At 69.1% G+C, this 26,547-nt stretch carries 24 protein-coding genes; 11 read left to right on the top strand and 13 right to left on the bottom strand.

Features of this window, described 5'->3' with window-relative positions; translation table 11 throughout:
• Positions 1 to 90: 90 nt before the first annotated feature.
• Positions 91 to 1,575 (bottom strand): SulP family inorganic anion transporter, encoded by a 1,485-nt coding sequence (locus RCH12_RS12810; RefSeq protein ID WP_327017099.1) that lies wholly within the window; start codon positions 1,573 to 1,575, stop codon positions 91 to 93.
• A gap of 87 nt (positions 1,576 to 1,662) precedes the next feature.
• Here RCH12_RS12810 and RCH12_RS12805 point away from each other — a divergent pair, with 87 nt between their 5' ends.
• Entirely contained in the window at positions 1,663 to 2,283 is a 621-nt protein-coding gene (locus tag RCH12_RS12805; protein WP_327017098.1) for a MerR family transcriptional regulator, read from the top strand.
• Complete coding sequence (locus tag RCH12_RS12800) at positions 2,280 to 3,221, top strand: hypothetical protein (RefSeq protein WP_327017097.1); 942 nt, start codon at positions 2,280 to 2,282, stop codon at positions 3,219 to 3,221. The genes RCH12_RS12805 and RCH12_RS12800 overlap by 4 nt, the downstream gene beginning before the upstream one ends.
• Here the strand turns inward: RCH12_RS12800 and RCH12_RS12795 are convergent.
• On the bottom strand, positions 3,218 to 4,123 hold the full coding sequence (locus RCH12_RS12795; protein WP_103430622.1) for an oxygenase MpaB family protein: 906 nt from the start codon (positions 4,121 to 4,123) through the stop codon (positions 3,218 to 3,220). The two genes, RCH12_RS12800 and RCH12_RS12795, sit on opposite strands and share 4 nt — an antisense overlap.
• A gap of 62 nt (positions 4,124 to 4,185) precedes the next feature.
• On the opposite strand from RCH12_RS12795, the gene menC reads away from it, so the two are divergent.
• The 3 genes from menC (at position 4,186) to RCH12_RS12780 (ending at position 6,046) form a co-directional block, all read left to right on the top strand.
• A complete protein-coding gene (gene menC / locus RCH12_RS12790; protein WP_327017096.1) occupies positions 4,186 to 5,295 on the top strand; it encodes an o-succinylbenzoate synthase in 1,110 nt (369 codons plus the stop codon).
• A 69-nt stretch (positions 5,296 to 5,364) separates the two neighbouring features.
• Entirely contained in the window at positions 5,365 to 5,736 is a 372-nt protein-coding gene (locus RCH12_RS12785) for a glyoxalase superfamily protein (RefSeq protein WP_103430620.1), read from the top strand.
• A gap of 19 nt (positions 5,737 to 5,755) precedes the next feature.
• On the top strand, positions 5,756 to 6,046 hold the full coding sequence (locus tag RCH12_RS12780) for a hypothetical protein (protein ID WP_103430619.1): 291 nt from the start codon (positions 5,756 to 5,758) through the stop codon (positions 6,044 to 6,046).
• Here the strand turns inward: RCH12_RS12780 and RCH12_RS12775 are convergent.
• Positions 6,006 to 6,917, bottom strand: coding sequence for a DUF429 domain-containing protein (locus RCH12_RS12775; protein WP_327017095.1), 912 nt, complete (start codon positions 6,915 to 6,917; stop codon positions 6,006 to 6,008). The two genes, RCH12_RS12780 and RCH12_RS12775, sit on opposite strands and share 41 nt — an antisense overlap.
• Before the next feature lie 168 nt (positions 6,918 to 7,085).
• Between RCH12_RS12775 and RCH12_RS12770 the strand changes: the two genes are divergently transcribed.
• Together RCH12_RS12770 and RCH12_RS12765 are read left to right on the top strand one after the other, a co-directional pair.
• Positions 7,086 to 8,582, top strand: a complete 1,497-nt coding sequence (locus RCH12_RS12770; RefSeq protein WP_327017094.1) for a sugar porter family MFS transporter — start codon at positions 7,086 to 7,088, stop codon at positions 8,580 to 8,582.
• Between the two features lie 118 nt (positions 8,583 to 8,700).
• Entirely contained in the window at positions 8,701 to 10,200 is a 1,500-nt protein-coding gene (locus RCH12_RS12765; RefSeq protein ID WP_327017093.1) for a sugar porter family MFS transporter, read from the top strand.
• On the opposite strand, the gene RCH12_RS12760 is transcribed toward RCH12_RS12765, so the two are convergent.
• The 10 genes from RCH12_RS12760 to RCH12_RS12715 form a co-directional block, all read right to left on the bottom strand.
• Positions 10,201 to 10,905, bottom strand: a complete 705-nt coding sequence (locus RCH12_RS12760; RefSeq protein ID WP_327017092.1) for an RNase H family protein — start codon at positions 10,903 to 10,905, stop codon at positions 10,201 to 10,203.
• 30 nt (positions 10,906 to 10,935) lie between these two features.
• A complete protein-coding gene (locus RCH12_RS12755) occupies positions 10,936 to 12,336 on the bottom strand; it encodes a pyridoxal phosphate-dependent decarboxylase family protein (protein WP_327017091.1) in 1,401 nt (466 codons plus the stop codon).
• A 29-nt stretch (positions 12,337 to 12,365) separates the two neighbouring features.
• Complete coding sequence (locus RCH12_RS12750; protein ID WP_327017090.1) at positions 12,366 to 13,544, bottom strand: MarP family serine protease; 1,179 nt, start codon at positions 13,542 to 13,544, stop codon at positions 12,366 to 12,368.
• A 79-nt stretch (positions 13,545 to 13,623) separates the two neighbouring features.
• Positions 13,624 to 13,893 carry a DUF6510 family protein gene (locus RCH12_RS12745; protein ID WP_327017089.1) on the bottom strand — a complete coding sequence of 90 codons (270 nt, stop codon included), beginning with the start codon at positions 13,891 to 13,893 and terminating at the stop codon, positions 13,624 to 13,626.
• Entirely contained in the window at positions 13,890 to 14,603 is a 714-nt protein-coding gene (locus RCH12_RS12740) for a ferredoxin reductase (protein WP_327017088.1), read from the bottom strand. The genes RCH12_RS12745 and RCH12_RS12740 overlap by 4 nt, the downstream gene beginning before the upstream one ends.
• A 32-nt stretch (positions 14,604 to 14,635) precedes the next feature.
• Positions 14,636 to 15,229, bottom strand: coding sequence for a sulfite oxidase-like oxidoreductase (locus tag RCH12_RS12735; RefSeq protein ID WP_327017087.1), 594 nt, complete (start codon positions 15,227 to 15,229; stop codon positions 14,636 to 14,638).
• Between the two features lie 96 nt (positions 15,230 to 15,325).
• Positions 15,326 to 15,712 carry a nuclear transport factor 2 family protein gene (locus tag RCH12_RS12730; RefSeq protein ID WP_327017086.1) on the bottom strand — a complete coding sequence of 129 codons (387 nt, stop codon included), beginning with the start codon at positions 15,710 to 15,712 and terminating at the stop codon, positions 15,326 to 15,328.
• Positions 15,696 to 16,853 carry a DUF222 domain-containing protein gene (locus RCH12_RS12725; protein ID WP_327017085.1) on the bottom strand — a complete coding sequence of 386 codons (1,158 nt, stop codon included), beginning with the start codon at positions 16,851 to 16,853 and terminating at the stop codon, positions 15,696 to 15,698. Before RCH12_RS12725 ends, RCH12_RS12730 begins: the two co-directional genes overlap by 17 nt.
• A 114-nt stretch (positions 16,854 to 16,967) precedes the next feature.
• Positions 16,968 to 17,351 (bottom strand): TraR/DksA family transcriptional regulator, encoded by a 384-nt coding sequence (locus tag RCH12_RS12720; RefSeq protein ID WP_327017084.1) that lies wholly within the window; start codon positions 17,349 to 17,351, stop codon positions 16,968 to 16,970.
• On the bottom strand, positions 17,348 to 18,892 hold the full coding sequence (locus RCH12_RS12715; protein ID WP_327017083.1) for a molybdopterin-dependent oxidoreductase: 1,545 nt from the start codon (positions 18,890 to 18,892) through the stop codon (positions 17,348 to 17,350). Before RCH12_RS12715 ends, RCH12_RS12720 begins: the two co-directional genes overlap by 4 nt.
• 473 nt (positions 18,893 to 19,365) lie before the next feature.
• Here RCH12_RS12715 and RCH12_RS12710 point away from each other — a divergent pair, with 473 nt between their 5' ends.
• The 4 genes from RCH12_RS12710 to RCH12_RS12695 are packed head-to-tail and all read left to right on the top strand — an operon-like array spanning position 19,366 to position 26,388.
• Positions 19,366 to 21,078 (top strand): glycosyltransferase, encoded by a 1,713-nt coding sequence (locus RCH12_RS12710; protein ID WP_243398972.1) that lies wholly within the window; start codon positions 19,366 to 19,368, stop codon positions 21,076 to 21,078.
• Positions 21,078 to 21,809 carry an HlyD family efflux transporter periplasmic adaptor subunit gene (locus RCH12_RS12705; protein ID WP_327017082.1) on the top strand — a complete coding sequence of 244 codons (732 nt, stop codon included), beginning with the start codon at positions 21,078 to 21,080 and terminating at the stop codon, positions 21,807 to 21,809. The genes RCH12_RS12710 and RCH12_RS12705 overlap by 1 nt, the downstream gene beginning before the upstream one ends.
• Positions 21,806 to 23,872, top strand: coding sequence for a glycosyl hydrolase (locus RCH12_RS12700; RefSeq protein ID WP_327017081.1), 2,067 nt, complete (start codon positions 21,806 to 21,808; stop codon positions 23,870 to 23,872). The genes RCH12_RS12705 and RCH12_RS12700 overlap by 4 nt, the downstream gene beginning before the upstream one ends.
• 17 nt (positions 23,873 to 23,889) lie before the next feature.
• Positions 23,890 to 26,388 (top strand): DEAD/DEAH box helicase, encoded by a 2,499-nt coding sequence (locus RCH12_RS12695; RefSeq protein WP_103429594.1) that lies wholly within the window; start codon positions 23,890 to 23,892, stop codon positions 26,386 to 26,388.
• Positions 26,389 to 26,547 lie beyond the last annotated feature (159 nt).

Here is a 26,547-nt window from a genome sequence, read left to right as displayed (position 1 = left end):
CGCGGCACGCTGTGGTTCCGGCGGCACGCGCTAGAACATGTGCCGCCGCGCACGTCACATGCCACGAGCGGGGGCGGCACCCTGGCCGGGCTACAACTGCCCGGTCAGCCGCCCGTGCATGGCCTGGCTCCGCTCGTCCAGGCCGTGGAAGGTGACCGTGGCGCCGTGCTGGCGGTACTTCGTTTCGACGGAGTCGAGCACCGCGACGGTGGACGCATCCCAGATCTGCGCCTGGGACAGGTCCACGTCGATGACGGCGGGGTCGACCCCGTAGGAGAACTGCTCGACGAGGTCGTTGCTGCTGCCGAAGAACAGCGGTCCGCTCACCGCGTAGCGCACCGACTGGCCGTCGTCGGCGAGCACCCGGTCCACCCGAACCACGTGCGCCACCCGCCGCGCGAACAGCACCATGGCCAGCACGACGCCGGCGCCGATGCCGATGGCCAGATTGTGGGTGGCCACGACCACGGCGACGGTGGTGAGCATCACGACGGTCTCGGGCACAGGCATCCGGCGCAGGGTGCCCGGACGCACACTGTGCCAGTTGACGGTGGTGATGGCCACGACCATCATCACGGCGGCCAGGGCCACCATCGGGATCTGCTCCATCAGGCCGCTGAGGGCGGTGACCAGTAACAGCAGGAAGGCCCCGGCCACGAAGGTGGAGATGCGGGTGCGGGCCCGGCCGAGCTTGACGTTCACGACGGTCTGGCCGATCATCGCGCAGCCGGCGATGCCGCCGTAGAGGCCCGCGAGCATGTTCGCGATCCCCAGCGCCCACGCCTCGCGGCCCTTGGGGGAGCGGGTGTCGGTGATGTCGTCGACGAGCTTGGCGGTGAGCAGGGTCTCCACGAGCCCGACGAAGGCCACGCTCAGCGCGGTGGGCCAGATGATCTGCAGGGTCTCCAGGTTCAGCGGTACGAGCAGCGAGGTGATGCCGGGCAGGCCGCCGGACACGTCGCCCTGGTCGCCGCCGGTGGGCACGGCCAGGTGCCAGGTCATGGCGATCGCGGTGACCACCACGATGGCCACCAGCGGAGCGGGCACCACCCTGGTGAAGCGGGGCAGCCCGAGCACGATGAGGATGGTGAGGGCGAACAGCGGGTAGACCAGCCACGGAACATCCAGAAGGTGCGGCACCTGGGCGACGAAGATCAGGATGCCCAGCGCGTTGACGAAGCCGATCATCACCGACCGCGGGATGAACCGCATCAGCCGGGCCAGGCCCGTGACACCGAAGAGGATCTGCACGATCCCGGCCAACAGCACCGCGGGCAGCAGGTATTCCACCCCGTGGTCCTTCACGAGCGGCGCCACCACCAGGGCGACGGCCCCCGCGGCGGCGGTGATCATGGCGGAGCGGCCGCCGAGGAACGACATCGAGATGGCCAGAACCACGGAGGCGATCAGGCTCACCTTCGGGTCGACACCGGCGATGATCGAGAACGAGATCACCTCGGGGATCAGAGCCAGGGTGGTGACCACTCCGGCGAGCACCTCGACGCTGAGGGCCTTGGGCCGACGTAGGGTGGCGCGCACTGTCGGCGGGATGGGGATGGCGGGGCGTTGGGACACTGTGCAACTGTAATCGCGGTGTCACGGGGATCGCGCCGCAGCTCCCGGGTATAGACAGTTCCACTATCCGATAGCTAAACTATCTGCATGAGGATGGCGCAGCTGAGCACGACCAGTGGGATCCCGGTGGCGACGATCAAGTACTACCTGCGGGAGGGCCTGCTGCCGGCGGGCGAGCGGCGGGGGCCGAACCAGTCGTTGTACGGGCCGGAGCACCTGCGCCGGCTGCGCGTCATCCGTGGCCTGCTCGAGGTGGGCGGACTCAGCATCGCCGCCGCCCACCAGGTGATCGACGCCATCGACTCGGATCTGGGCCTGTCCCACACGTTCGACATCGCCCAGCGCACGGTCTCGCCCCAGATCGACGGCACGGCCCTGTCGCCCGAGGCCGTGGCCCAGGTCGATGCGGTGCTGAGCGGATGGCACGTATCGCCGGACAATCCCGGCCGCCTGGCCGCGGCCAGGGTGCTGCAGACCTTCGCCGAGCTCGGCCAGCCCGACCTCAGCGGCTGGGTGCCCGGCTATGCGGCCGCGGCGCTCGCCGTGGCCGAGGCCGACCTTGACGAGATCGACGCCCGCACCGACCGCGAATCCAAGACGGAGATGGTGGTCGTGGGCACCGTGCTCGGCGATGCCCTCTTTGCCGCCCTCCGCCGAGCGGCGCAGGAGCACGTCTCGTCCCAGCGCTACTCCGGAGGTGCCTCATGAGTTCCCTGCCCGCCATCCGCTGGCACCGGCCGCTGCTCTGGCTGGCCGTCGCCATGGCCGTCGTCGCCGCTGGCGCGCTGGTGGGGCTCGTTGTCGATCCCCGCACTCTCACGGGTGCGCCGCTCTGGGCCAAGCCGCTCAAATTCGCCCTCTCGGTGGGCATCTACGCCGTGACCCTGTCCTGGCTGATCGGGCTGTTGCCAGCGGCTCAGGCTCGGTCTCGTCGACTGGCCTGGTGGGCCGGCACCGTCGCGGCGGTGTTCCTCGTAGTGGAGATGGTGATCATCGTTGGAGTCGCCGCGGCGGGCCTGACCAGCCACTTCAATGTGTCGACGGGGTTCCATGCCGCCCTCTGGTCGGTCATGGCGGCATCCATCGTCACGGTCTGGGTCGCCGCCGTGCCGATCGCACTCCTGCTGTTCCGCGCCGACCTCGGCGACCCGGGCCGGGCCCTCGCGATCCGGTCCGGCCTGCTCATCGCCCTGGTCGGCATGGGCCTGGCGTTCCTGATGACCGGACCCACCGCGGCCCAGCTCGACGACTACCAGGGCATCGTGGGCGCGCACACCGTCGGAGTCGCCGACGGTGGTCCGAGCCTGCCGTTGCTGGGCTGGAGCACCGTGGCCGGCGACCTGCGCATCCCGCACTTCGTGGGCATGCACGCCCTGCAGGTGCTGCCGCTGGCGGCCCTGCTGCTCGAAGCCCTCGCCCGACGGATGCCCGCCCTCGCCCGTCCGCTCGCGCGCCGCGGCATTCTGCGCGCCCTGGTCGGCCTCTACCTGGGCGTGCTGGCCCTGGTGACCGGCCAGGCCCTCGCCGGCCAGTCGATCGTGCAGCCGAGTGCGCTGGTCCTGGCCATCGCGGCGGCCCTGGTCGCCGTCACCGCCGGAGCCATCACCCTCACCCTCCTCCGGGAATCCCGCCGGGTGCGCGGCTAGGACACGGCGAGGCGCTTGATCCGGGCCCGGGCCGCGTCCTCCGAGGTGGAGGACGCGCCGAGCAGCAGCCGGACCAGGCCGAGCACAGCGCCGGTGGCCCAGACCACGGGTAGGGGGCTGCGGCGAAGGCCCAGCATCCGTCGGTATTCGACCGGGATCGATGCCACGGCGCCGGCGAACATGATGCGGTAGAACGGCAGCATGCCGCGCCGGAGCGGCGGGTGCCTGATGAACCGCACGGCCTCCGCGACCCGGTCGCCGCCCATCAGCACACCCGCGTCGGAGAACGCCCGCAGTTGCGAAGCGAGCTCGGCGTCTGACCGGGGCGGGTCCTGCACGCCGACGAGCTCGCCGGCCTTCGCCCACTCCCGCACGTACCGGTCGGCGCCACCCGGGATCGGGCCGCCCCACAACGTGTGGCTGGCCAGGAAGGCATCCGTGAACACCACGTGCACCCAGGACAGCAGCTCGGGGTCGCCGGCAGAGTACGGCCGCTGAACACCCTGCGCGTCGACGTAGCTGCCCACGACCCGCTCGTGGAACCGGCCGACCCGGCCGGACTCACGCTCGGCCTGTTCCGTGGCGGCGAACGTCACCGTGACCAGCCACTGGATGGTGCCACTGAGCCGACCGAGCGGATCCTCCCGGTACCTGGACCAGTCGTGCACCCCGGCCATCGCGCCAGGGTGCAGGGTCTGCATGAGCAGCGCCCGGATGCCCGCGACCATGGTGGCCATGCCGCCGTGCACCGCCCAGGACGCCGAACCGGGCCCGAAAAAGCCGGCGTCGTCGCCCAGCTCCATGGTGCCGACCCAGGCCGGCCGGCCCTCGTCGTTGCCCGAGAGGGTGACAAGCAGGTGCGAACGCCAACTGCTCACGAATCCATCAACGAGGCTGCTCATTCTTCGAACCCTAATCGACGATCCCGTGCGGATGGCTGGGCATGCGCCGTAAACTCCGGCACATGAGAATCGAGAACATCGAGCTGCGCCGGGTGAGCCTGCCGCTGGTGCGGCCGTTCCGCACCTCGTTCGGCACCATCACCGAGCGGGAAATCACCCTGGTGCACGTCTCGACCGCCCACGCCGAGGGCTGGGCGGAGTGTGCCGCCGAGGTGCGGCCGCTGTACAGCTCGGAGTTCATCGATGCCAGCGACCTGGTGATCCGGGAACACCTCGTCCCGCGGCTGCAGGCCCTCGGCGACGACCTCACGGCCGAGCGGGTGGGCTCCGCCCTCGCCCCGGTCAAGGGCCACCAGATGTCCAAGGCCGTGTTGGAGGCGGCCATCCTCGACGCCCAACTGCGCCAGAGCGGCCAATCCTTCGGCGGCTACCTCGGCGCCGTGCACGACAGAGTGCCGGCGGGCGTCTCGGTGGGCATCATGGACACCGTCGACGAGCTGCTCGAGGCCGTGGCCGGCTACCTCGCCCAGGGCTACTTACGCATCAAGCTCAAGATCGAACCGGGCTGGGACCTCGCCCCGGTGCGTGCCGTGCGCGAGAGGTTCGGCCCCGACCTGCTGCTGCAGGTCGACGCGAACACCGCATACACGCTGGCGGATGCCCGGCACCTCGCCCGGCTCGACCCGTTCGACCTGCTCCTGATCGAGCAGCCGCTGGGCGAGCGGGACCTGCTCGGGCACGCGGCGCTGGCCCGGCTGATTGGCACCCCGGTGTGCTTGGACGAGTCGATCGAGTCGGCGCAGGATGCCGCCGCGGCCATCAGCCTGGGCGCGTGCAGCATCATCAACGTCAAGCCGTCGCGGGTGGGCGGCTACCTCGAGGCCCGCCGCATCCACGACGTGGCCGCCGCGCACGGGGTACCGGTCTGGTGCGGCGGGATGCTCGAGACGGGCATCGGCCGGGCCGCCAATGTGGCCCTCGCCGGCCTGCCCAACTTCGTGCTGCCGGGGGACACCTCGGCCTCCGACCGCTACTACGCCCAGGACCTCACCGCCCCGTTCGTCCTCCAGGACGGGCACCTGCGGGTGCCGACCGGCCCGGGCACCGGGGTGCAGGTGCTGCCCGACGTGCTGGCCGAGGTCACCCGGTCGCGCCGCGACATCCGCTTCTAGCGGCGGCACCCGCCCCGTCGTAGGCTGGCGCCGTTCGAGTGACACTCAGCCCATAACCGGAGGTTCGCCATGGACATGAAGATCGAACTGGTCAGCATCCCGGTCACCGACGTCGACAGGGCCAAGGCGTTCTACGTCGACCAGGTCGGCTTCAACGCCGACTACGACCAGAGGGTCAACGAGGCCATGCGGTTCGTACAACTGACCCCGCCGGGATCCGCGTGCTCGATCGTGCTCGGCGAGGGCATGACCGATATGCCGCCCGGCTCGCAGCGGGGCGTGCAGATGGTCGTCGCCGATGCGGATGCCGCGAGGGCCCAGTTGGTGGCCGCGGGCGTGGAGGCCAGCGAGGTGGACGAGCAGGACTGGGGCCGATTCGTGTACTTCTCCGACCCCGACGGCAACACCTGGTCGTTGCAACAGCTGCCGCCTTCTGAGTGAGGCCCCGTACTCTGGGGCGATGCCGTCCTACCGCGTGATCATGTCCATCGGCACCCTGCAGCCGGGGGTGCGACCGGAGGCCGTACTGCCCGCCGCAGCCGGCGCCGCCGCGGAGCTCACCACCGTGGAGGCCTCCGACCTGGCCGTGGTGGCCGGGTCGGCCCGCGCCACGGTGCGTTTCACCGCCGACGACGGCACCGCCGCACTGGCCATCGGCGACCACGTCGTGGCGCAGACCCGGCTGGTTGCCGCCCCGGTGAGCTGGCTGGTCACCGAACGGGTGAAGGGGCGCTGGCTGCCGGTGCGCTGAACGCGGCGGAATTGACCATGACTGCCTCGAGCGCGGCGGCCCGGACCCGGTCGTCGCCGCGGCGCTGCTCAAGACGGGCCGGCGCGATGATGGTGCCCCGGCGACCGTCCACGACCAGCGGGTCAGCGGCGCCGAGGACCTGGCTGCGTGCGGTGCCGTAGCGGTGCCAGAGCGACGCCGTCCAGGCACAGAGCAACGCGTCGATGAGATCCTCGCGGTGCTTGTAGGCGGCGTCGGCCAGCGGTGTCGGCTCGGTGACCAGGCTGTCGGAGACCGCGTGGGTGGCCAGGTCCAGGGGCGGCGAGGCCGCGTTCAGCCGCCACATCCGCTCGATGAGGTCGTCGCAGACCACGGCACGCTCCGCGCGACGTTCGAGGATCGGGAGGGCAGACCCCATCCGCTTGTATCGGGGCCGTTTGTCGTCGTAACCGAACTCCGGCGCGCCAACCAGGGTGGTGTAGGGGTAGCACTCCAGGAAGCTGCACATGTGTGCACCGACGGGGGCAAGGCCATCGGTGTAGGCCCAGCCGAGCTGCTCCAGCCGACCGCGCAGGGTGACCCCGCCGAGACGCGGCAGGGCCTGATTTGAGGCGTTGGCCGCCACGTGCCAGCGACCGTAGCGAGAACCGGTTTCCCGTTCGCACTCCCGCATTCCAGTGGCGTTGTTCACCACGAGCGGTGCGTCGATGGCGAGTACAGCGCCCGGCTCGCCTAGCCGCTGGATCCAGTCGACGACCTCGTCGATGCCGCGGGCCCACCCCGCGTCGATCACTCGGCCGGTCTCGTCGATGCAGGCGAGCCCGCTCTCATTGGCCGGTTTCGCGGCCGTGCCTTCTGCCCAAGCCAGATCCACCCCGAGGAATCGCGTCATGGGCCATACCTACCACGCTCGGTGCGCCCGCGAAAGATGACCGAATATAGCGGCTCACACAACATTTAGGACGTTGGACTCCATCTCCTGGTCCCCCCGAGTGTGGGTCAGGCGTAGTCTTCACGGATTGCCCAGACGGCGATGACCAGCGAAAACGAGGAAGTTTCTATGCAAGCCACGACGGAATTGACGAGAGAAACGACACCGGCGGTCACGCCGGCGACACATCGTAAGGTCATCGCGCTGGCCATCGCCGGCGCGTTCGGAGGGTTCCTTTTCGGGTTCGACTCCTCCGTGATCAACGGGGCGGTCGAGGCCATTCAGGGTCAATTCGGCCTCTCCGAAGCCATCACGGGGTTCGCTGTGGCCAGCGCCCTGCTCGGAGCGGCGACGGGCGCCTACCTCGGCGGCGGTTTCGCGGACAAGTTCGGCCGTATCCCGGTCATGCTCGTCGGCGCGATCATCTTCTTCGCCAGCTCTATCGGATCAGGGCTCGCCTTCGGCGTCGTCGACCTCATTCTCTGGCGGGTCGTCGGCGGTATCGGCATCGGGCTCGCTTCGGTCGTGGCGCCCGCGTACATCGCCGAGATCTCGCCACGACAGATGCGTGGCCGCTTGGGCTCGCTGCAGCAGCTCTCCATCACCATCGGTATCTTCGCCGCGCTGCTCTCCGACGCCATCTTCGCCGCTACCGCCGGCGGTGCCGGCCAGATGTTCTGGTGGGGCCTGGAGGCCTGGCGCTGGATGTTCCTGGTCAGCGCGGTCCCGGCCCTCATCTACGGAGTCGTCGCTCTGCTGCTTCCCGAGTCTCCGCGCTTCCTGGTGCTGCACGACAAGGAGCACAAGGCCCGCGAGGTGCTCGAACGGGTGCTGCCGCACGGAGATGTCGACCGCGAGATGCGCGAGATGAAGGCCTCGATCCAGGACGATGTGCGGGCCAAGCGCACCGGCTCGCTCCGTGGCCCGGTCTTCGGCCTCAAGCCCATCGTGTGGGTGGGCATTCTGCTGTCGGTGTTCCAACAGTTCGTGGGCATCAACGTGATCTTCTACTACTCGACCACGCTGTGGAGCGCGGTAGGTTTCGAGGAGTCCAGCTCGCTGACCATCTCGGTGGTCACATCGGTGACGAACATCCTGGTCACCCTGGTGGCGATCGCCCTGGTGGACCGGATCGGCCGCCGTCCCATCCTGCTGGCCGGTTCCATCGGCATGACGGTGTCGCTGGCCACCATGGCGATGGCGTTCAGCCGGTCGGTCATGATCGACGGCGAACTCGCCCTGCAGGGTGCCTGGGGACCGATCGCCCTCGTGGCGGCGAACGTCTTCGTGATGTCGTTCGGTGCCTCCTGGGGACCGGTGGTCTGGGTTCTGCTCGGGGAGATCTTCCCGAACACGATCCGTGCCAAGGCCCTCGGCCTGGCTGCCGCCGCCCAATGGGTCGCGAACTTCCTCGTCACCGTGACGTTCCCGCCGATGGCGGGGCTGTCACTGCCGCTCACCTACGGTGTGTACGCCCTGTTCGCTGGGCTGTCGTTCGTGTTCGTGCTCACGAAGGTGCCCGAGACCAACGGGATGTCGCTGGACGAGGCGAACACTCTGTTGCCGAACAAGAACTCCGCAAAGTCGAAGGCGGAGCCGAAGGCGATGCCGGTGCCGCGGCGTTAGTCGGGTGATCGTCGGAACGGCGACATCCCGCGGTGTGTCATCCGCCGGTGCGAGGCAGGCGTAGGATTTTCGGGTTGCCCAGACGGCGAAGACACCAGCGAATGCGGGGGAAGTGGCGATGACCAACAGGACAGAACCGAAGAAAGACCGGACGCCGGCCGGCTCACCGGCTGGCGGGGATGGCAAACCGGCGACAAATCGTAAGGTCATCGCGCTGGCCATCGCCGGCGCGTTCGGAGGGTTCCTCTTCGGGTTCGACTCGTCGGTGATCAACGGTGCGGTCGAGGCCATCCAGGGGCAGTTCGGCCTCACCGAGGCCATCACCGGGTTCGCCGTGGCCAGTGCCCTGCTCGGCGCGGCCACCGGCGCCTTCCTCGGCGGACGGTTCGCGGACAAGTTCGGGCGCATCCCGGTGATGCTCGTGGGCGCCATCGTGTTCTTCGCCAGCTCGATCGGCTCCGGACTCGCGTTCGGGGTGGTCGATCTGATCGTCTGGCGCATCGTCGGGGGCATCGGTATCGGGCTCGCCTCGGTGGTCGCCCCCGCCTACATCGCCGAGATCTCGCCACGGCAGATGCGCGGCCGGTTGGGCTCTCTGCAGCAGCTCTCCATCACCATCGGTATTTTCGCCGCCCTGCTCTCCGACGCCGTGTTCGCGTCGACGGCCGGCGGCGCCAGCGAGATGTTCTGGTGGGGACTCGAGGCCTGGCGCTGGATGTTCCTGGTCGCGGCCATCCCCGCGGTCGTATACGGCGTGATCGCGCTGCTGCTGCCCGAATCGCCGCGCTTCCTGGTGCTGCACGACAAGGAGGAGAAGGCCCGCGAGGTGCTGCACAAGGTGTGGCCGCACGGCGACGTGGACCGTGAGCTGCGCGACATGAAGGCCTCGATCGAGGACGACACCCGCGCCAAGCGCACCGGGTCGCTGCGCGGCCCGATGCTCGGTCTCAAGCCCATCGTCTGGGTGGGCATCATCCTGTCGGTGTTCCAGCAGTTCGTGGGCATCAACGTGATCTTCTACTACTCCACCACGCTGTGGAGCGCGGTGGGCTTCGAAGAGTCCAGCTCGCTGGCCATCTCGGTCGCAACGTCCGTGACGAACATTCTGGTCACCCTGGTGGCCATCGCGCTGGTCGACCGGATCGGTCGCCGGCCCATCCTGCTGACCGGTTCCATCGGCATGACGGCGTCGCTGGCGACTATGGCCGTGGCGTTCAGCCAGTCGGTCATGGTCGACGGCGAGCTCGCGCTGCAGGGGGCGTGGGGACCGATCGCGCTCGTGGCTGCGAACGTCTTCGTGATCTCGTTCGGCGCCTCCTGGGGGCCGGTGGTCTGGGTGCTGCTCGGGGAGATCTTCCCGAACACCATCCGCGCCAAGGCTCTCGGCCTGGCCGCGGCCGCGCAGTGGATCGCGAACTTCCTCATCACCGTGACGTTCCCTCCGATGTCGGCCTGGTCGCTGCCGCTCACCTACGGCATGTACGCCCTGTTCGCCGGCCTGTCGTTCCTGTTCGTGCTCACCAAGGTGCCGGAGACCAACGGGATGTCGCTGGACGAGGCCAACACGCTGCTGCCGAACAAGAACGCCGCGAAGCCGAAGGTCAAGCCGCGACGCTAGTCAGATCAGGTCGCGGAGCAGCTCTTCCGGGCTGACTCCGCGGCCGCTCGCCCGGCGCTTGAGCCGGCCGAGTTCCTCGGCGCTCAGCGCCACCTGCACGGTGTGCGGGCGCTCGACCTCGAAGTCGAACAGGCCCAGGTCGGCGGATGCGCGTGGTGCGGCGATTTTCGCCGGCGCGGTCTTCGTAGCCGGGGCCGTCGCTGCCGCCGTCTTCCCAGCCGCGGCAGCCGGCACAGGCCCGCCGGCCACGAAGCCCGGCCCGGTGGGGATCGTGGCGTTCCGCTGGTACGCCTCGGAGACGGCGCGGGCGCGGGAGTCGGCGGCCTCGTTGAGCGGGTGGTTCGCGTGACCCTTGACCCACTCGAAGCGGTACCTGCGGCCCACCAGGGCCTCGTCGAGCTCCTGCAACAGGTCGAGGTTCATCACGGGTTTGCCGTCGGCCTTTCGCCAGCCCTTGGCCTTCCAGCCGCGCATCCACTTGGTGATGGCATTGATGACGTACTGGCTGTCGCAGAGCACGAGCAGGTCGTCGTCCACGTGCGCGGTGGCGCGGAACAGTTCGAGGACGGCCTTGAGCTCGCCCTGATTGTTGGTGGCGTGCTTCCAGCCGCCGGCGGCCCAGTTGTTGTCGTCGATGTACCAGGCCCAGCCGGCCGGTCCGGGGTTGCCAAGGGCCGAGCCGTCTGCGGCGGCGGTGATAGTCATGGATCCAGTCTGCCAGCTGTGCGAGTGGGGTCATTCCCGGTCGGCGGTGGTGACCGTGGCCAGGGCGCGCGCGACGGCGTCGACGGCCACGGCCACATCGGCGGCATCCGTGGACCAGTTGCTGACCGAGATGCGCAACACCGCCCGCCCCGACCAGACCGACCCGGACATCCAGACCGCCCCGTCCGCGATGAGGGCCTGCGTCACCCGGACCGTGCGGTCATCGGTGCCGAACGAGACCGACACCTGGGTGAAGACCACGTCGTTGAGAACCTCGACACCGGGCAGCGCCGCCAACCCTGCGGCGAGGGCGCTGGCGTTGTCGGCGAGTCCCTCGACGAGGGCAACCGTGCCGCTGCGACCGAGGGAGCGCATCGCCGCCCACACCGGAACGCCGCGCGCGCGTCTGGACAGCTCAGGAACCAGATCCATCGGGTCGGCGGTGCCGGCGTCGTCCCGGACGAAGTAGCTGGTGTGTGCCGCGAACACGGACCGCGCGGCGGCCGGGTCGGCGACGATGGCGATGCCGCAATCGTAGGGAACGTTGAGGGTCTTGTGGGCATCCGTCGCCCACGAATCGGCGGTGTCCAGTCCGGCCAGGGCGGGAGCCCAGCGCGGGCTCGCTGCCGCCCACAGCCCGAAGGCGCCGTCGACGTGCACCCAGGCCCCGGCATCGTGGGCCACCCGAATCGACTCGCGCATCGGGTCGAAGCTGCCCGAGTGCAGATTGCCGGCCTGAAGGACGACCAGGCTGGGACCGGTGACCGTCGCCAGTGCGTCCGCGAGGGCGCCGGGACGGATGCGTCCCTGCGGGTCGGCGGCGACGAGGGTCGGTTCGCCCAAGCCCAGGTAGCGCAGAGCGAGGATCACCGAACTGTGCACCTCGGCGCCGGCCAGTACGTTCACCCGGGGTGCGCCGGTCAGGCCATCCCGGTTGACGTCCCAGCCCGCTGCGCGGAGCACCGCGCCTCGGCCGGCGGCCAAGCCGACGAAGTTGGCCATCGTGCCGCCGGTGGTGAAGCCCACCGCGCTCGAGGCGGGCAGATGCAGCAGGTCCAGGATCCAGGCCCCGGCTCGTTCCTCGATCGCTGCGGTCGCCGGCGTCGCATAGCGCAGCCCACCGTTCTGGTCCCACGCGCTCACCAGCCAGTCCGCCGACAGGGCCGCGGGCAGGGTACCGCCCATCACCCAGCCGAAGAAGCGGCCGGAGCCGATGGCCATCAGTCCGGGTTCGGCCAGCGTGGCCAGCTCGGCCACCACCGCGGCGGGATCGGCAGGTTCCTCCGGAAGGGCCCGGGCGAAGGCCGCCGCCAGCTGGTCGACCGGCGCCGCCGGTTTCACGGGTCGGGACGGCAGCGAATCCAACCACTCTTCGGCGAACCGAACCGCCTGCTCGAGCGGGGCCCGGTAATCCTCTGGCCGAAAAGTCATGCGGTCACCATACCCCCGCTCCCGCGGACCTAGCCCTGGATGCAGGTACCGGAACTGACCGTAGCGGAGAGGCCGTCGGCCTGGTCGACGACCGGGGCCACCTCGGACATCGCCAGGGCGTAGCCCACGTTGGCGGTGTTGGCGGCCTTGGCGAAGATCACGCCGGCCACCCGGCCGTCGGCGCTGAGCAGCGGGCCGCCCGACTCGCCCTGCTGCACGTCCGCGGCGAGCGTGTACACGGCTCGGGCGGTGGGGGACTGGCCGTAGATGTCGGCGACGAGCATCGAACCGACCGACATGACCCTGGCCGGATCGGAGTCGAAGGGCCCGCCGAACGGGTAGCCCAGGCTGACGCCCTCGCTGTCGACGGCCAGGTCACCCTGCAGGGTCAGCGGTGCGGCGGCCAGACCGGGTACGGCGATGATCGCGAGGTCGTCGACGGGGTCGAAGTAGACGATCTCGCCGGTCAGGGCACCGGCTCCCGGCACCTCCACGACGGCTTCGGTGACCCCGGCCACCACGTGGGCGTTGGTCATCACGCGTTCGGGGGCGATCACGAATCCCGACCCGGACTGGCTCTGGCCGCAGGCGACGGCGTTGCCGGTGATACGCAGCACGGATGCCGCGGCCGTGTCGAGCGCGGCGCTGTCGAGCTGGGCCTCCGGCAGGGTCGGGCTCTGGCCGCCGAAGGCATCCGCGATCAGGGGCAGGCCGTCGTCGACGACGGTGGAACGCAGCTGGGCGAGGAAGCTCTTCACTGGATCGGGGGTGACCGAGTCGATGGTGCGCACGACCCCCGACGAGGCGATGGCGGAGGTGAGCGGGGGAATGCCCAGGGCGCCGACGCTGAACGCGACCATCGACATCACGGCAGCGGCGGCGGCCACGCCGATCACGGCGCCGAAGAGCCTGTCGACGCCGCGCAGCTTGCGCGGGGTGCGGCGGCGGAGGGCCAGACCGATCGACTCGCCGATGGTGAGCCCGGCAATCACCAGCAGCAGCGCCGCGGCGATGGAGGCCGGAGTGCGCCACTCGGCGGCGGGCACCCAGGTGGGCACCAGCGGCACCACGAAGTACGCCGCGACGGCGCCGGCGACGAGGCCCAGCACACCGCTCAGGCTGCCGATCAGGCCACTGCGGTAGCCGGCGCCCAGACTGGCAAGGAGCAGCACGACCAGAATGACGTCGAGAATGACCGATCCCTGCATGCACGCTCCCGCTCGAAGGGCGGAGGACCCGCCGAACTCAGCTTAAGCGGGTGGAAGCGGGTATTAGCTGGGAAGCCCGTCAGCCGCGGCGCAGCTCGATGAAGCTCAGCCCGTGCAGGTCGAGGCAGACGCTGTCGCCGGTGTCGACGAGGCGCATCAGGATCTCTGCGCAGCCGGGGCAGCGCAACAGCAGTCCGTGGGAGTTGGGGTACAACCGGGCGGTGGCCAGGGCATCGATGCGGCCGCAGGAGGCGCAGCGGCCGCGGGCGCTGACGACGTCAATCGCGAAGAACTCGCTGAGCGGACCGGCGGCCGCGTTGCCGTCCAGGTAGTCGAGGTTGTCGGTCACGGTCTGGTCCCGGTGCCGCCGTAGCGTTCGGTTTTGATCCGATCGGGGGAATGGCCGGCTTGCACGAGCCAGTCGGCGACACTTTCGACGAAGGCGGTGGCTCCGCAGACGAAGACGGCGGGGTTGCCGGCGGCCGGTAGCACGCTCTCCACCAGGGTCGCCGCATCCAGGCGCCGGGGTGGCCGGCCACTGCCGGCGGGTGCCTGGCGGGTGTACACGACGGTGACATCCGTGAGCGGCGAGCGGGCCAGAGCGTCGAGTTCGGCACCGTAGTAAACGGCGTCGGGTGCGCGCACCGAGTAGAGCAGGCGGAACGGGGCGGCGGCGCCGGGGGAAGCTGGGTCGGCGGCGGCGTGGGCGCGGAGCATGGCCATCAGCGGTACCACTCCGGAGCCGCCGGCGATGAGCTGCACGGGCGAGGGATCGGCCGGGTCCCAGACGAACCAGCCGCCGACCGGGCCCCGCACCTCCAACTGGTCGCCCACGGCAACCTGGTGCACAAGATAGGGCGACACCTCACCGTCGGTCAGCTCCTCGACCGTGAGGTCGAATTCGTCACCGGGCAACGCCGACGCGACCGAGTAGGAGCGCACGGCGGTGTACCCGTCCGGGGCGGTGAGGCGCACGTCGACGTGCTGGCCGGCGCGGTGCCCGGTCAGGCCGGGCAGGCGCAGGCGCAGGGTACGAGCGGTCCGGGTCTCCGGGGTCACGCCGATCACCTCCGCCACTCTCCAACCGGTTCTCACCAGTAGCGCTCTTCGCGCCAGGGGTCGCCGTACATGTGGTAGCCGTTGCTCTCCCAGAAACCGGGTTCATCCTTCCGGAGCATCTCGAGGCCGCGCACCCACTTGGCGCTTTTCCAGAAGTACAGGTGCGGAACCAGCAGGCGGGCCGGGCCGCCGTGGGCCGGTTCGAGTGCCTCACCGTCGAACTCGTGCGCGATCCAGGCCTTGCCGCCCAGCAGGTCGTCGAGCGGAACGTTGGTCGTGTAACCGCCGTAGGAGTGCGCCATGGTGAATTCGCAGTCGGACTCGACCGATTCGAAGAGGGTGTCGAGCGAGACGCCGCGCCAGCTGGTGCCGAGCTTCGACCAACTGGTGACGCAGTGGATGTCGCGGCTCACCTCATCCTGCTGGAGCGCGAGGAACTCCGTCCAACTCCAGCGGTGCACCCGGCCGGTCTCGGTGGTGATGGTGAACTCCCACTCCTCCGGAGTGATCCGCGGGGTGGGGCCGGCCGAAAGCACCGGGAACCCGTCGGTGAGGTGCTGGCCGGGTGGGAGAGCCGGGTCGTCGCGGCGGCCGCGACCGAAAAAGCCTGAGGAGACGATTCCCATGACGGGGTCCTTTCTGCGGCGGGTTCCTGTGTCACCCCCGTTGTAGCGTGTGCCGGGACGATTCACCAGTGTCCCGACTCCGGTCTGGCGCGGCCCTCAGCTGTCCTCGGCCGGCTGGGCCTGGTCCATCCACCACTCGATGAACTCCCGGGCCCGGCCGTCTGGAGCGAAGCGGATCACCCAGAGGTTGCTGTAGACCGGACCGGCCGCGTAGCGCGTGACGCCGTCGATGATGGACATCTCGGGGGTGATCATCAGCGGCGACCACTCGAAGGTGAAACTGTCGGGCTCGTCGGCGTGATCCAGCCACCCGGCGACAATCGCTGGGCGTCCGCGCCGTGGTTCCCCGAACGGGTCGGTGTAGTACTCGGCATCTTCGGTGAAGAGTGCGTTGATGTGATCGGGATCATTCGAGGACCAGGCCTTGAGGTACCCCTGCATCCATCGGGTGGTGGCGTCCGGGGTATCACGGGGCTCGTTCATGCCCTAGTTGTAGCGCCTGCACCGGAATCCGGCCAGAGGCGGCGGTCAAAACGGGGGAGGGTCGTCGAGTCCGAGTCGCGGTGCGGGCGGCGAGGTAGCGGCGCATGTCGGCGGGTGGGTTGTAGGTGTTTCGGCCCATGCTCAGGCGACAGCCGGTTTCGGGGTGGGTGAGGATGCGGGACCAGCTGGTTGCCGTGCCCGCGATCCGGCGGGCGGTCTCGGGGTCGATGGGGCCGTAGCCGTCGAGGATGGCGGGTTCGTCGCTTCGGCCCAGCAGGGTCAGGGCCGGCACCGTGATGCTGACCGTGCCGCGGATGCCGTGGCCGAGGCCACTCGGTCCGACACCGTGCAGGAGCAGGGCGCGGTACGCGTCCGCGCGACGCTGGTCCTTGCTGCGGGGTGGGACGGCCGCATCGATGACGGGGGAGTCGGAGCCGGGCGCCGGGGCGGCGTCAGCGTCGAGGTCGAGGTCGAGGTCGAGGTCGAGGTCGAGGTTGGTGGCGATGTGGCTGAGCACCACCCGGCGCTTGACGAAGCCGGCGTCGGCGCGGTCCGGCAACGGCACCGGGTGCATCCGCTCCAGGATCCGGCCGGCGACCCGGACGAACTGGGTCGAGGTCAGTTTCTCTGCCGCGGGCAGGACCTTGGCTTCGAACGCACCCAGGATCTCTTCGGGGACGCCCTCGGTGAGGGTGAGCATCTTCACCGCATGACCCCAGGTGATGCTGCCCTGGCTCAGCGCCTGGTGGAAGCCGGGCAGTTGGCCGGTGAGGCGGGCGGCGTCGAAGATCATCATGCCCGCCGTGGTGGCCGTCAGCCGCAACGCCCCGGCGGCCTCGGCGGCCATGCTGCGGCGGGCGAGCTCCTCGTCATCCCAGGCCGGACCGTGCGCGCCGGTGTCGGGGTCGTTCCGGCCGGACTCGACAGGGTCACCGCCCAGCCCCTTGATGATGCGCCGCTGGTGGCCGAGCCGGTCCAGCTCGGTCAGCAGCCGGCTGCGTTCGGCGTAGCCGGCCGCGATGACTTTCTCGTTCTCGATCAGCGGGTCGATGACCGCGCTGATCGCGGCCGCGACGGGATCCACCGCGGGGTGCGCAGGGTCATCGGGGGTGTGATCGGGAGTGGCAGCTGAGGTGGCCATAGGGACAGTGAAGCACCCAGCACCCACACTCCCCGGCCCAGAAACCAAGCTGTGGAGAGGTCGACAACGTCCGCCCTGTGGAGGAGGGACTATCCCTCCATGCCAGTAAATCGGTCACGCCTCCCGAGCACAGTCGATACACAGCTCAGCGGCAGGGCGGACCTCGAGCAGCTCGCGGCCGATCGGCTCACCCCCGCGCAGGCACCGGCCGTAGCTGCCGTCCTCGACGCGCACCAGGGCCGCGTCGATGGCAGTCAGGGAGGCGGCCAGTTCGGCGTGCACCCCCGCCCGAAGCGACCACTCGTCGGAGAGGGTCGGGCCCTCGGGATCGTGCTCGTCGTCGGCATCCCCGCCGCTGCGCGCCGCGCGCACGGCGTTCAGGGTTTCGCCCTGTCGGCCCAGCTCTCGCTCGAGATCGAACCGTTGACCGCGCAGTAGGCCCTCGAAATGGGCGATATCGCTCGGGCTCAATCCGGGTACCTGCTTCGGCGTGGTCACGAAATCGACACGCTGATCTCGTGCAGGCCGGTCGCACCGTCCGGCGCGACATCGGCGAGCTTGCTGGTCTGCACCAGGCCGTTGGCATCCGTGGCACGCACCCGCAGGGTGTGCGAGCCGCTCGGGGCGTCCCAATCCCAGCGCCACTGCCGCCAGGTGTCGACAGAGATCGCGTCGGCCAGGGTGGCGGGGTTCCAGTCACCGTCGTCCACCTGTACGTCGACGGCCGAGATGCCCACGTGTTGGCTCCACGCGACGCCGGCCACCGTCACCGTTCCGGCGTCAACGCTCGCATTCTCGCGGGGCACGTCCACGCGCGAGGACAGTTTCACCGGACCCTTCTGGGACCAGCCGCGGTTGGACCAGTACGCCGTCTCCTGGTCGAACCGGGTGACCACCAGCTCGGTGACCCACTTCGTGGCCGACACGTACCCGTAGAGGCCGGGCACCACCATCCGCACCGGGTAGCCGTGTTCGAGAGGCAGCGGCTCACCGTTCATGCCCACGGCGAGGATCGAGTTGCGGTCGTCGGTGAGGGCTTCGAGCGGGGTGCTGGCGGTCCAGCCGTCCTGGCTGCGCGACAGCACCATGTCGGCGTCGGCGAGCGGCTTCGCCCGGGCGAGCAGGTCACGGATCGGGTAGCCGAGCCAGACGGCGTTGCCGATCAGGTCGCCGCCCACGTAGTTCGACACGCAGGCCAATGTGGTGGTGCTCTCCGCCAGTGGCAGGGCCAGCAGCTCGGCGAAATCGATCTCCACCTCGTTCTCGACCAGCCCGGTGATTCTCAAGGTCCAGGTAGACGGGTCGATGCGCGGCACCGAGAGGGCGGTGTCGATGCGGTAGAACTCGGCGTTGGGGGTGATGAGCGGCGTGAGACCGTCGATGTCGAACGACGCTCCGGCGGGAATCGGGGTGCCCGGCGTGGAAGGTGCCGGCAGGGGAAACAGGGCCCTGGCCGCATCCGCTGCCCGGCTGCCGGCCGTGAGCAGCTGGCCGCCGATGGCTGCGAGCACGCCGGCACCGGCGCTGATGCTGGTGTAGACGAGAAACCGGCGACGGTCCAGCTCGGCCGCCGCCGACGTGGGGGCCCGGCCGACCCGCAGCCTGTTGATCAGCATCGTGAGCACCAGGGCGGCCACCACCATCGCCAGCACCGGAGGCACGGCGTCGAACGGGGATGCCCCGGCGCGGGTGAGCGCCGCGGCGAGCGCGACCAGGCCGGCGGCCACGATCACGAACCGGCCGAACGGGGCACGCCGGTATTCGAGGATGCCGGCCAGTGCGGCCAGGACCGCCGCGACCAGGGCGATGAAGACGATCAGCGCCACCTTGTCGGCGGTGCCGAAGAGCGAGATCACCAGCTCCTTGGCCCAGACCGGCGCCAGATCGATCAGCAGAGCACCGACCACCAGCACCGGGCTGGCCCCGGGCGCGATGAGCCCGGCGACAAGTTCGGCGAGGCCGAATCCGGCCAGGACCGCGGCCAGGCCGGCCAGGGCGGGCAACGCGCGAGCCGGTGTCGGGGAGTCGGAGCTGGACATGGGATCAGCTTAGATTTACCGCCTGTGAGACGGGCGCACCCGCCCTTACGAATCCCTTACGAGACGGGGAGCGTGTGCGGGGCCTGACGCCGGGTTACGGCCGTGTTACGAACACGAGAACGTTGAGGGAACCGATAGGTGGATCAGCGTTGTCGGTTATACGGTGAGAATTCCTCGCCACGACAAACGGTCGAACCCGACCTCCCCGTTTGTCGTCTACGCCGCTTCCTCGGCACCTCGCCGCTCCATCCGAATCCCGATCCTCATCGATCCCGATCTCGATAGATCCCGCGACACCCGGACGCCGAAGCCCACCGCCCTCCCGTCAGCACCTCCTGGCGGATGGTCTCTCCCGCGCGCTCCGGATTGAACGACCAGCTCCTCGGCCCCACGCACAGTACGAGCCCCGCGAACCTCGCCCGAGATCCCGTTCGCGAACCCCGGACCCGAATCCGGCACCGAAAGAGAGACGGATGACCACCCTTCATCCCCGCCCTCGTGTATCCGGCAGCACAGAATCCAGCGTGGATCCCGTGGTGCCACCCGAGGCCATGCACCGCGTTCCCGCCCACAGAGTGGCGACCGACAGCCGTCACGTCCAGCCAGCGCCCACGGGTCACGCCCACTCGCCGACGCTCGTGATGCTGGTTCTGATCGCCACCGTCGGCATCCTGGCCTACGCCCACTTCCTGCTCAACCCGGCCAGCCGCGGCGATTGGCTACCCTACTCGTTGGTCATCGTGGCCGAGTCGATCCTGATCTTCCAGGCGCTGCTGTCGATGTGGACGATCCTGTCGGCCTCGAGCGACCCGCGGGAGTTCACCGTGCACCAGGCCCAGGCAACGCTGGTCCACACTCGATCCGTGGCCAGGGACGGCTTGACGGACCAGCCCGAGCGGTGGCCCCTGCAGCTGGGGGACCACCCGGCCACCATCGACGTGTTCATCACCACGTATGGCGAGGACATCGACGTGATCCGGGAGACCGTGACCGCGGTGCGGGCGATGCACGGTGAGCACCTCACCTGGGTGTTGGACGACGGCCGTTCCGACGAGGTGCGTGATCTGGCCGCCGAGCTGGGCGTGCGCTACCTGCGCCGGCTGAGCTCGAACGGCGCCAAGGCTGGCAACGTCAATCACGCTCTCACGGCGAGCACTGCGGAGTACTTCGTGATCTTCGACGCCGACTTCGTGCCCAAGCGGGAGTTCCTCATCGAGACCCTGCCGTTCTTCATCGACGACAAGGTCGCCTTCGTGCAGACCCCCCAGGCCTACCGCAATCTGCACAATGTCATCTCCCGCGGTGCCGGATACATGCAGGCGGTCTTCTACAGGTTGATCCAACCCGGCCGCAACCGATTCAACGCCGCGTTCTGCGTGGGCACCAACGTGATCTTCCGGCGAGATGCGATCAACGACATCGGCGGCATGTACACCGACTCCAAGTCCGAAGACGTGTGGACGTCGCTGAAGCTGCACGAGGCGGGCTGGAAGACCATCTACATCCCCACCGTGCTGGCAACCGGACACGCGCCGGACACCGTGGAGGCGTACACAAAACAGCAACTGCGCTGGGCCACGGGCGGCTTCGAGATCCTGCTGCACAGCAACCCGCTCAGCCCGCGGCGCCGTCTCACCTTCGATCAGCGTCTGCAGTACCTGGTGACGGCATCCTTCTACCTCACCGGGATCGCGCCGTTACTGCTGTTGTTGGTGCCACCGCTGGAGATCTACCTCGACCTGCGCCCGATGAACCTCTCCACCACCGTGGTGACCTGGCTGCTGTACTACGCGGGTTTCTATCTGATGCAGGTGCTTCTGGCGTTCTACACGATGGGCTCGTTCCGTTGGGAGACCCTGATGCTCGCCACGGCGTCGTTCCCCATCTACGTGGCCGCGCTGATGAACGTCCTGGTCGGCAAGGAACAGCACTGGAGCGCCACTGGCAACCGGTCCCGGGTGAGATCGCCGTTCAACTTCATGATTCCGCAGGTGCTCTTCTTCGTCTTCCTTCTGCTCACCTCGGTGGTGGCGGTGTGGCGTGACCTATCGATCGGCACCCTCACCCTGGCCACGGCCTGGAATGTGACCAACACTCTCATCCTGGGCACTTTTGTCGGCACGGCAATGCACGAGGCGCACCTGGCACGTCGCACCCGCGCCCTGACCCGAAGGATGGTGTCCTGATGACCTGGGCCAACCGGTTCAAGCTCTTCTTCGGACTCGTCGGCGTCGTCGGCGTCGTCGCGGTCCTCACGCTCGTCTTCAACCAGCGGCAGGCCCAGGTGATGAGCGCCTCCGCCTCGATTCAGGCGGCGGAGTATCCGGTGGGCTCCGACTACGGCGGAACCGTCCTGGAGCGACTCGTCGAGGACGGCGACCAGGTGCGGGCGGGTCAGGCGCTGTTCACCCTGCAGAGCCCCACCCTGCAGGCCGACCTTGCCGAAGGGCTGGTGACGGTCGACAGCGTGGCCTACTCGGTGGCCGAGGACGGCCTGCTCACCCTGACCGCCGCCGTCGACGGCACCCTCACCGACGTCAGCACCGAGCGCGGCTCCTTCGTGCAGGCCGGGCAGGTGCTCGCCGTCATCGACCAGGCCGGGTCCCTGTTCGTGTCCGCCGACTTCGTCCTCACCAGCGGTGACTACGCGCGGATCGAACCCGGCGCCGCCGTCGACATCGTGCTGCCGAACCAGACCCGGGTGGCCGGCACCATGGATACCCTGGACGTGCAGACGGCGAACGGCCACGCCGAAACCACGGCCAGGGTCCTGAGCCCGGACCTGGTCGATGGCGCCGCGAACGGGCTCATCGCTCCCGGCACCCCGGTCACAGCGACGATAGAGCTGCGCGACGACGGCCTCCTCGCCGGCGCCAGCGACGGCCTGTTCGGGTTCCTCCGGACGATCGGGCTGTGATCGTGCAGAGAACACCGCGCACCCTCGCCGTCGCCACCTGCCTCGTGATCGCCGCCGCACTCTCCGGGTGCACCACGACGGATGCCGTTGAACCTGTCGACACCGCGGCCTCGACCCCCGGCGCGGCCGTCTTCCCCGGCAACGAGGTCGCGCCGCTGGTCGACGCCGTGCCGCAGCAGAGTCTGAAGGCCCTGCCGACAGCGCGACTGGCCGACGGGCTCATCCCGCCGACCAACCGGTGGTTCTCCGGCCTGGTGTTCGGCGAGGAGTCGATGCCGGTGTTCCCGCTGCCCCTCTCATTCCAACTGAGCGACTCCGGCTTCGCCTTCGGGCTGCCGGAGGTGTCCGCGGACAGCAATGTGATCAGGGGCGGCTTCGCCGGGCAGATCGGCGTGCAGGTCGGCGACGGCGCTGGGCTGGAGCAGGCGGTGACCGCCTACGACGAAGCATCCGTCACGATCGGCCAGTCCATCGACGGTGCCATGGTCGGCAGCACGGTGATCGCCGAAGGGTCACCGTTCGTGTCCTTCACGGCCGCTGCTGACGTCGCCCTCACCATGCCGACAGCCTTCAACGAAGCCGAAAAAGGCGTGTGGAGTGTCGACGTGGCCGGCAGCACCTACGGCCTGGTCAGTGCGGGAACTCTCTCGTCCGGCACCGACCTGTCCCTCACGGCCGGCCAATCCGTGACCTGGTTCGCGCTGCCGGACGGCGGCACGCTCACGGCCTTCGCCGAAGCGGCCCGGCACCCGGTCATCGGCACCAGCGTCGAGTACGTCGACGGCACGGATACGGCCACCACGACCATCCGCTACGACACCAGCGACGGCGGCGACACCCTGATCGCCGCGCTGCCGCACCAGGCACAGGGTCTCGCCGACGGTGCGTCGTGCAGCGCAGGGGAGTACCCGAGCATCTACGGTGCGCTCACGGTGTGCGCGGGCCGGCAGCTGAGCTGGTCGGTCCCTGCGGTCGCACCCAGCGGCGCCCTGGACCTCTCGGCTCTCGGTGACGAGGACCGCGCCGCGCTGACCGACCAGGTGCGAGCGGATGTAGCGGCCACCACGACCTTCGCCGCCGACACCTACTTCGGCGGCAAGTCCCTCTACCGGGCCGCGAACCTGCTCGAGGTGGCCCGGCAAGTGGGTGCCGATGATGCGGTGGCCACGCTCACCGACCGGCTCAATACCGCCCTCGACGACTGGATGGACCCCGACGCCTGTGCCCAGCGCACCGAACGGTGCTTCGTCTACGACCCGGACGCGAAGGGGATTGTGGGCCTGGCCACGTCGTTCGGCTCCGAGGAGTTCAACGACCATCATTTCCACTACGGCTACTTCTTCTATGCCGCGGCGGTGGTCGCGGCCGACGATCCCGAGGCCGTTCAGCGCTGGGCGCCGGTGCTGAATCTGCTCGCCGCCGACCTCGCCACCAGCGGCGGCAGCGAATACTTCCCGGACCGAAGGGTGTTCGACGCCTACGCGGGCCACTCCTGGGCCAGCGGCACCTCGCCGTTCGGCGACGGGAACAACCAGGAATCCAGTTCAGAGGCCGTGACCGCGTGGAACGGATTGGCGCTCTGGGCCGCCGCCAGCGACCAGGCCGACCTCGCGGCCGAGGCCGAGTGGATGCTCTCCAGTGAGGCGGCCTCGTCCCGTGCCTACTGGACAGACTTCGACCTCGACGATCCGGTCTATGCGGGCTTCGACCACACCGTCACGTCGCTGGTCTGGGGCGGTAAGCGCGACTACGCCACCTGGTTCAGCGCCGAGCCCAGCGCCATGTTGGGCATCCTGGTGCTGCCGATGAGCCCGGTTGCCGGCTACCTCGGCGGCGACCCCGACAGGGTGAGCGCCAACCTCGCCGACGCCCTGCCGGAAGGCGATTATGACGTGATGTTCGGCGACTACCTGTTGATGTACGCCGGCCTGCGCGGCCCGGAGGCCGCATCCGACGCCCTGACGACGGCGGCGAGCCTGCCGGAGGAGCGGATCGACGACGGCAACAGCCGCGCCTACCTGATGGCCTGGCTGATGCGGTGGAGGACTCCTCCGGCCGGATAGGGGAGGATTGGGGGATCATGGCAACCCTCACCGCCCTCCCGCACAACACCGATCCCGACCAGCTTTTCGAGGCCTTCGAAGCGTGGGCAGCGGATGCGGGCCTGCGGCTCTACCCGGCACAGGAGGAAGCGGTCATCGAGATCGTGTCGGGCGCGAACCTGATCCTGTCCACCCCCACCGGCACCGGCAAGTCCCTGGTGGCGATCGGTGCACACTTCGCCGCCCTCTCGGCCGGCAAGCGCACCTTCTACACCGCCCCGATCAAGGCGTTGGTGAGCGAGAAGTTCTTCGCCCTGGTGGAGATCTTCGGCGCCGAGAACGTGGGCATGATGACCGGCGACTCGTCGGTCAACTCCGACGCCCCGATCATCTGCTGCACCGCCGAGATCCTGGCCAACCTGGCGCTCCGGAACGGCGAGGACACCCCGGTCGACCAGGTCGTGATGGACGAGTTCCACTTCTACTCCGACCCCGACCGCGGCTGGGCCTGGCAGGTGCCGTTGCTGCTCTTGCCGCGGGTGCAGTTCATCCTGATGTCGGCCACCCTCGGCGACGTCACCGACATCGCCGCCGACCTGTCCCGCCGCACCAACCGGGACACCGCCGTCGTCACCGGTGTGGAGCGCCCGGTGCCGCTGCACTACTTCTACGAGACCACGCCCGTGCACGAGACCGTGGAGGACCTGATCAAGACCGGCCAGGCGCCGGTGTACATCGTGCACTTCGCCCAGGCGGCCGCGTTGGAACGCGCCCAGGCGCTCTCCAGCGTGAAGGTGGTCACCAAGGAGCAGAAGGAGGCCATCGCCGAGCTCATCGGCGAGTTCAGGTTCACCACCAGCTTCGGCAAGACCCTCTCCAGGCTCATCCGGATGGGCATCGGCGTGCACCACGCCGGCATGCTGCCCAAATACCGCCGCCTGGTGGAGCAGCTCGCCCAGCGCGGCCTGCTGCGGGTGATCTGCGGCACCGACACCCTCGGCGTGGGCATCAACGTGCCGATCCGCAGCGTTCTGTTCACCGCCCTGACCAAGTACGACGGCGTCAAGATGCGCCAGCTCAACGCACGCGAGTTCCACCAGATCGCCGGGCGGGCCGGCCGGGCCGGCTTCGACACCGCCGGCACCGTGATGATCCAGGCGCCCGACCACGAGACCGAGAACCTCAAGGCCATTCAGAAGGCCGGTGACGACCCGAAGAAGAAGCGCAAGATCATCCGCAAGCGGGCCCCGGAGGGGTTTGTGTCCTGGGGCGAGCCGTCGTTCAGGCGCCTCGTCGACGCCGAGCCGGAGACCCTCACCTCGAGCATGCAGATGACCAGCGCCATGCTGATCAACGTGATCGCCCGCGGCGGCGACGCTTTCGCGAACGTGCACTCGCTGGTGTTCGACAACCACGAGCCGTGGAAACGTCAGCTCGCCCACGCCCGCAGGGCCCTCGGGATCTACAAGACCCTGCGTGCGGCCGGGATCGTGGAGCAGGGTGCGGACGGCAGCATCCGTTTGACCGTCGATTTGCAGGCGAACTTCGCGCTCAACCAGCCGCTGTCGCCGTTCGCGCTGGCCGCGTTCGACCTGCTCGACATCGAGGCGCCCACCTACGCCCTCGACATGATCTCGGTGCTGGAGTCCACCCTCGACGACCCGCGGCCGGTGCTGATGGGTCAGCAGTTCGCCGCCCGCGGTGAGGCCGTGAACGCGATGAAGCAGGAGGGCATCGAGTACGACCAGCGGATGGAGCTGCTCGAGGAGATCACCTGGCCCAAGCCCCTGGACGAGCTGCTCAGCTACGCGTTCGAGACCTACAAGCAGTCCCAGCCCTGGATCGCCGACTTCCCGCTGCGACCCAAGACAGTGGTGCGTGACATGTACGAGCGGGCGATGTCGTTCGGCGAGTTCGTGGCCTACTACAAGCTCGCCCGCAGCGAGGGTGTGGTGCTGCGTTACCTCTCGGATGCCTACCGGGCCGCCCGGCAGACCATCCCCGACGAGGCCAAGACCGAAGACCTGCTCGACCTGATCGAGTGGCTCGGCGAGCTCGTTCGGCAGGTGGACTCCAGCCTGCTCGACGAGTGGGAGGAACTCATCCACCCCGACCTGGCCGCGCACGAGTCGACGGCGCACGCCGTGGTGCCGCCCGCGCCGCACCGGCTCACCACCAACACCCGGGCATTCCGGATCCTGGTGCGGAACGAACTCTTCCGTCGGGTGCAGCTGGCCGCGCTGGAGAACTACGACGCCCTGGGCGACCTCGACCGCGACAGCGGTTTCGGGGCGGATGCCTGGGCGGACGCCATGGACGGCTACTACGCCGAGCATGACGAGCTGCTGGCCGGAGCGAATGCGCGCGGCGCCGGACTGCTCATCCTCGACGAGGGGGCCACCGTGTGGACCGCCCGGCAGATCTTCGACGACCCGGCCGGCGACCACGACTGGGGCATCAGCGCCACGATCGACCTCGCCGAGTCCGACGAACGGGGAGTGCCGGCGTTGACGGTGACCGGGATCAACCGGCTCTAGCCGCCGGTCCCGCTCCTCGCCGCGCTCCTCACCGCGCCCAACTGTTCCCGAAGCGGACAAGTGCGCCCCTTGGGTTCAAAGGGTCGTTGCAACACCTGAGTGATTGAGGTGTTGGCGATGAATGGTTCGGCAGGGTTTCCGCGTGAGGTTCGCCGCCGG

It is taken from the genome of Cryobacterium sp. MP_3.1 (assembly GCF_035984795.1).
Classification (GTDB): Bacteria; Actinomycetota; Actinomycetes; order Actinomycetales; family Microbacteriaceae; genus Cryobacterium; species Cryobacterium zongtaii.
Note: the sequence above shows the minus strand (reverse complement) of the source record. Positions and strands in the feature narration are given on the sequence as shown.

Coding starts and splice junctions, on each gene's coding strand:
- RCH12_RS12765 (WP_327017093.1), top strand. CDS start 8,701: ATGACCAACAGGACAGAACCGAAGAAAGACCGGACGCCGGCCGGCTCA.
- RCH12_RS12775 (WP_327017095.1), bottom strand. CDS start 6,917: ATGACGCGATTCCTCGGGGTGGATCTGGCTTGGGCAGAAGGCACGGCC.
- RCH12_RS12785 (WP_103430620.1), top strand. CDS start 5,365: ATGGACATGAAGATCGAACTGGTCAGCATCCCGGTCACCGACGTCGAC.
- RCH12_RS12735 (WP_327017087.1), bottom strand. CDS start 15,229: ATGGGAATCGTCTCCTCAGGCTTTTTCGGTCGCGGCCGCCGCGACGAC.
- RCH12_RS12770 (WP_327017094.1), top strand. CDS start 7,086: ATGCAAGCCACGACGGAATTGACGAGAGAAACGACACCGGCGGTCACG.
- RCH12_RS12705 (WP_327017082.1), top strand. CDS start 21,078: ATGACCTGGGCCAACCGGTTCAAGCTCTTCTTCGGACTCGTCGGCGTC.
- RCH12_RS12715 (WP_327017083.1), bottom strand. CDS start 18,892: ATGTCCAGCTCCGACTCCCCGACACCGGCTCGCGCGTTGCCCGCCCTG.
- menC (WP_327017096.1), top strand. CDS start 4,186: ATGAGAATCGAGAACATCGAGCTGCGCCGGGTGAGCCTGCCGCTGGTG.
- RCH12_RS12725 (WP_327017085.1), bottom strand. CDS start 16,853: ATGGCCACCTCAGCTGCCACTCCCGATCACACCCCCGATGACCCTGCG.
- RCH12_RS12750 (WP_327017090.1), bottom strand. CDS start 13,544: ATGCAGGGATCGGTCATTCTCGACGTCATTCTGGTCGTGCTGCTCCTT.
- RCH12_RS12755 (WP_327017091.1), bottom strand. CDS start 12,336: ATGACTTTTCGGCCAGAGGATTACCGGGCCCCGCTCGAGCAGGCGGTT.
- RCH12_RS12800 (WP_327017097.1), top strand. CDS start 2,280: ATGAGTTCCCTGCCCGCCATCCGCTGGCACCGGCCGCTGCTCTGGCTG.
- RCH12_RS12805 (WP_327017098.1), top strand. CDS start 1,663: ATGAGGATGGCGCAGCTGAGCACGACCAGTGGGATCCCGGTGGCGACG.
- RCH12_RS12795 (WP_103430622.1), bottom strand. CDS start 4,123: ATGAGCAGCCTCGTTGATGGATTCGTGAGCAGTTGGCGTTCGCACCTG.
- RCH12_RS12760 (WP_327017092.1), bottom strand. CDS start 10,905: ATGACTATCACCGCCGCCGCAGACGGCTCGGCCCTTGGCAACCCCGGA.
- RCH12_RS12710 (WP_243398972.1), top strand. CDS start 19,366: ATGACCACCCTTCATCCCCGCCCTCGTGTATCCGGCAGCACAGAATCC.
- RCH12_RS12695 (WP_103429594.1), top strand. CDS start 23,890: ATGGCAACCCTCACCGCCCTCCCGCACAACACCGATCCCGACCAGCTT.
- RCH12_RS12730 (WP_327017086.1), bottom strand. CDS start 15,712: ATGAACGAGCCCCGTGATACCCCGGACGCCACCACCCGATGGATGCAG.
- RCH12_RS12780 (WP_103430619.1), top strand. CDS start 5,756: ATGCCGTCCTACCGCGTGATCATGTCCATCGGCACCCTGCAGCCGGGG.